Annotated in this window: 2 protein-coding genes and 1 pseudogene; all 3 read right to left on the bottom strand. The window is 65.7% G+C overall.

What is annotated here, in order from left to right:
* A pseudogene (locus EN932_RS29580) lies at positions 1–753 on the bottom strand (6-hydroxynicotinate reductase); the annotation flags it as partial.
* On the bottom strand, positions 750–3,584 hold the full coding sequence (locus EN932_RS29585) for a molybdopterin cofactor-binding domain-containing protein (RefSeq protein WP_127384768.1): 2,835 nt from the start codon (positions 3,582–3,584) through the stop codon (positions 750–752). The pseudogene EN932_RS29580 and the gene EN932_RS29585, both read right to left, overlap by 4 nt.
* On the bottom strand, positions 3,581–4,435 hold the full coding sequence (locus EN932_RS29590; RefSeq protein WP_024502067.1) for a xanthine dehydrogenase family protein subunit M: 855 nt from the start codon (positions 4,433–4,435) through the stop codon (positions 3,581–3,583). The genes EN932_RS29585 and EN932_RS29590 overlap by 4 nt, the downstream gene beginning before the upstream one ends.
* Between the last annotated feature and the right edge of the window lie 263 nt (positions 4,436–4,698).

The following is a 4,698-nucleotide window of genomic DNA, read 5'->3' on the forward strand; positions in this document are numbered from 1 at the left end:
GACAAGGCCGCGCCATTGCGTGGCGAACATGCCGATGGTCGCCGAGCCGCAGCCGACGCGCATGCGATGTTCCTGCTTGCCGTCGATGACAGGCGCTTTGCCGGCTTCGACTGTTATGGCGGCGCCGCCGTCGATGGCCAGTTCCACCGGCTTGCGGTTGCACAGATTGAGCAGCGCGTCGCAGGTGGCGCGTCCTTCGGCCTTCGAGCCGCCGGTCAGATGATGCACGCCGCCCAGCGACAGCATCTGCGAGCCATACTCGCCCGTCGTGACATGGCCGATTGCCTCGCCTTGCGATCGCACAATAGCCGTCTCGGGTCCGATATGCCGGTCGGTGTCGATCTTCACCTTGACGCCGCAGTACGAAAAAATGCCTTCCGTGACGACGGTGACGAGATCGACGCCTTCGACTTCCTGGCTGACGATGAACGGCGCCGGCTTGTAGTCGGGATAGGTGGTGCCGGCGCCGATTGCGGTGACGAAGCGGCGGCCGGTGTTGACCAGTTCGCCGTCCCATTGTTCGCCCTCCGCGACGAAGGGCACGATTGCCGCGCCGGCCTCGGCCGCATGGTCGAGGATGGTCAGCGGGTCCATCCGCACGATCCTGCCGCCGACATTGCCGTAGCGGTCGCAGGCGCCGGTGCGACCATCAGCGATGTAGCACATCACCGGACAGGCATCGCAGCGGATCTTCTCCGCCACCAGCTTCTCGCCGGGATCATGGGTCTCGAAGCGTTCGGCAAGCTCGCTCATCGGCGTGCTTCCTTTTCGCGGATGCCATCTTTTTCGCGGATGCCAGCGCGGATACGCGTCGGCGTCGCCGGAACCTTGGTGATCAGAACGCCGGTGGCGTGGCGGATGGCGTTGAGGATTGCCGGCGCCGTCGGGATCAGCACATGCTCGCCCAAACCCTTGGCCCCAAAGGGTCCTTCCGGATCCGGAACTTCTATCAGGATGGTCTCGATCGGCGGCACGTCGCCAATGGTCGGGATGAGATAATCGTGCAGATTCTCCGTGCGGCCGGGGATGTACTCTTCCATCAGCGCCATGCCGATGCCTTGCGCGATACCGCCTTCGATCTGGCCTTCGGCCAGCAGCGGGTTGATCGCCTTGCCCACATCATGCGCGGCGGTGATCTTGATCAGCTTCACCGTGCCGAGCTTGAGATCGACCTCCAACTCGGCAATCTGCGCGCCATAGCCGTAAACGGCGTAGGGTTTGCCCTGGCCCTTGGCATCGAGGGGCAGCGTCGGCGGGTCGTAGCTCTCCTCGGCGCGGAAGACGAAGCCCTCGGCATCCAGGTCCAACGTCGTGAGATCAATGCGGCGGGTGGCTTCGCCTTCGCGGATGACGATCGCCGGGCCGTCGAGTTGGAGAGCGGCTTTTTCCGAAACATTGGCGAAACGCAGGATCTTTTCACGCAAGGCGCGGCCGGCCTTCTCGGCCGCCTTGCCGGTGACGAAGGTCTGGCGCGAGGCCGATGTCTTGCCGGCATCGGGAGTAATTGATGTATCGGCGCTCTTCAGCTGGAATCTCTCCAGCGGCAGGCCGAGCGCGTCGGCGCAGATCTGGGCGATGACCGTGTTCGAACCCTGGCCGATATCGACCGCGCCCTGGTGCAGGATGACCGTGCCGTCGGCCGCGATGCCGACCCGAATGGTCGACGGATTGGGCAGCGAGGTGTTGCCGCAGCCATACCAGCAGGACGCGACGCCGACGCCGCGCTTTCTATCTGTGTTGCCACTGTTGAATGCCTCCGCATCGGCCGCCGCGCGCGCCCAGTGCGGCCGCAGCGATTCGAGGCATTCGGCAATGCCGACGCCGGAGTCCAGAAGCTGTCCTGTGACCGTTTCGGAGCCGTTACGAAGGCAATTCTTCAAGCGAAAATCGAGCCTGTCCATGCCGAGCTTGCCGGCCAGCTCATCATAGAGGGTCTCCTGCATGATCGTCGCTTGCGGCACGCCGAAGCCGCGGAAGGCGCCGGAGATCGGCCCATGCGTATGGATGGCGCGGCCTTCGGCGCGGTAGTTCGGCGTCGCGTAGGGTCCGGAGGCGTGCACCGGCACGCGGTTGGCCACGGTAGGGCCCCAGCTTGCATAGGCGCCGGTGTTGAAATTGCCTTCAAAAATCATGCCGGTGACAAGGCCGTCGGCATCGGCGCCGATGGTCGCCTTCATCTCGGCCGGATGGCGCTTGGTGGTCGACATCATCGATTCGGTGCGGGTGTAGGCAAGTGCCGCCGGCCGCCCTGTCTTCATCGCCACAAGGCCGATCAGCGGCTGCAGCGAGACGTCGAGCTTCGAGCCGAAACCGCCGCCGGTCGCGGTCGGCACGATGCGCACCTTGTCGACGGCAAGGCCGAGCACCTTCGCCGTCTCGTCGCGGTCCATATAGGGCGCCTGGGTGCAGGCGACGACGACCAGCGTGTCGCCGTCCACATAGGCATAGCCGGCTTCCGGTTCGATATAGGCGTGCTCGACATAGGAGGTGTCGATGACGCCGGACACCGTGAACGCTGCACCGGCAAGGGCCCCTTCCGGATCGCCGCGTTCGACGAAGCCGGAGGTCAGCAGGTTTGCCGGTCTGTTCTCATGGATGAGCTTGGCACCGCCGGCGCGCGCTTCGCAGGATTGGAGAACATGCGGCAATTCGGTCCAGCGGATCGGAAAATCCGAGAGGTCGATATCGAGCATCGCCTCGCGCTCGCCAGCGACCAACGCCACCGCCTCACCGCGAAGGCGGGCAAACCCTTCGGCCAGTGCCGGCTGGTCGGCGAAGGGGCCGATGACGCCGAAACAGTTTTTTCCCGGAATGTCGGCGGCGGTGAAGACGCAGGCGACACCGGGATGTGCCTTCGCCCAGCCATCGAGGTCACCGAAGGCGAAGCTGGCGTGGTAATGCGGAGAGCGGACCACCAGCACGGCCAGCGCATCGGCGGGGAAAGAATCGCCGCCGAATTTCTCAGCCCCGGTGACCTTCGGCACGCCGTCGAGCCGGATGGGCGAGGAACCGATCGCGTGGCCTGACCGGGGCAAGCGGAAATCCAGGCTTGCTGCCTGCAGGGAGGCATCCATCACTGCGGCAATGATCTTCCGGTAGCCGGTGCAGCGGCACAGAATTCCGCCGAGCGCGTCCTGTACCTCGACCTCGGTGGGGCTCGCCTTCTTCTCCAGCAACGCCGTCGCCGCGACCAGCAGCGCCGGCGTGCAAATCCCGCACTGCGCAGCGCCATGGGCGAGGAAAGAGGCCTGCAACGCCGACAGCCGGCCGTTGGCAAGCCCTTCCACGGTCGTCACCGATGCGCCGGCAGCGGACGCCGCCGACATCAGGCAGGCGCAGACGGGATCGCCGTCGACCAGCACCGTACAGGCGCCGCAATCGCCGGCATCGCAGCCGACCTTGGTGCCGGTCAGCCCCAGTTCGTCGCGCAGCACCAGGGACAGCCGGCGCAGCGGCGGCACATTGACCGATACGACGCTGCCATTGACCTCGAAGGCGATGTCAACGCGCTCCGGGCCGCGAGCAGGCCGAACGGCGCCCAGGTCGGGCACTGCTTCACGCACGTCAGGTTGAACCTGGCTCATGCCGCCACCTCTTCGCCAGTCGTCCGCCCCACAGCCGCAAGCACGGCGCGGGCAACAATCTCGCGCACTGCATCGAGCCGGTATTCGGCGCTGCCGCGCACATCGGCGATCGGCGACAGTTCGCTCATCGGCGCGGACAGGACCGCATCGGCAAGCTCGCCATCCACCGGCAGCCCGCACAACGCGGCTTCGACGCCGGCCAGCCGCTTGGCCACCACCGAACAGGAGCCGGCCGCGACCGCCGCTTGCCGGACGGTGCCATTGTCGACGGCCAGACGTGCTGCCACCATGGCAATGGAAATGACGAGATAGCGCCGGGCGCCGAGCTTGACGAAAGCCGACGTGCCGCTGGGCTTCGGCACGCGGATCGCCGTGACCATCTCGCCGGGCAGCAGAGCCGTGCGGCGGTTGCCGAGAATGAAGTCCTGCAACGGCAGGTGCCGCGTCGCTGCCACCGAGCGCAGCTCGACCTCGGCGTCGAGGACGAGCAGGGCCGGCACGCCGTCGGCGGCAGGCGAGGCGTTGCAGAGATTGCCGGCGACCGAGGCGACGTTCTGGATCTGCGCCGAGCCGACCTCTCGCGCCGCCTGCTTCAGCGCCTCGAAGGCCGGCGGCAAGGGATGGCGGACGATGTCGGTCCAGGTCGTGCGCGCGCCGATGACGAAATGGTCGCTCGTCTCGGCAATGCCGCAAAGCGCCGCCAGGCCGTTAACGTCGAGAACATTGTCGCGGATCGGTTTGCTGCCCTGTGCCGGATAGAAATCGGTGCCGCCGGCAAGGATGCGCCAGGCGCCCTCGCCAAGCAAAGCGAGCGCTTCGTCGACCGAGGTGGGTTTCGCGTAACGGATCACGCTTTGCCTTCCCGAAAAGAGGCCTTCCAGAGCTGGTACTTCGAAAGATCCTTCCAGCACAGGGGTCGGAAAATTCATTCGTATGCAAATGATATCAAGCTGGCAGGATTTGTCAAAGCCGGAGTTTGCCGCGGCGCCGCCGGCACGCATTTGTTATGGCTCGAGAGGTTGACGCGGCCGGCCATCTGGTCAAGTTTCTGCGTCCGGTCGCGTCAGCGGCATTTTCCACTGGAGCCTGCATACGGAAGAGGAAAGCCCATGGC

It is taken from the genome of Mesorhizobium sp. M7A.F.Ca.US.002.01.1.1 (assembly GCF_004022955.1).
In the GTDB taxonomy this organism is placed as follows: Bacteria; Pseudomonadota; Alphaproteobacteria; order Rhizobiales; family Rhizobiaceae; genus Mesorhizobium; species Mesorhizobium ciceri.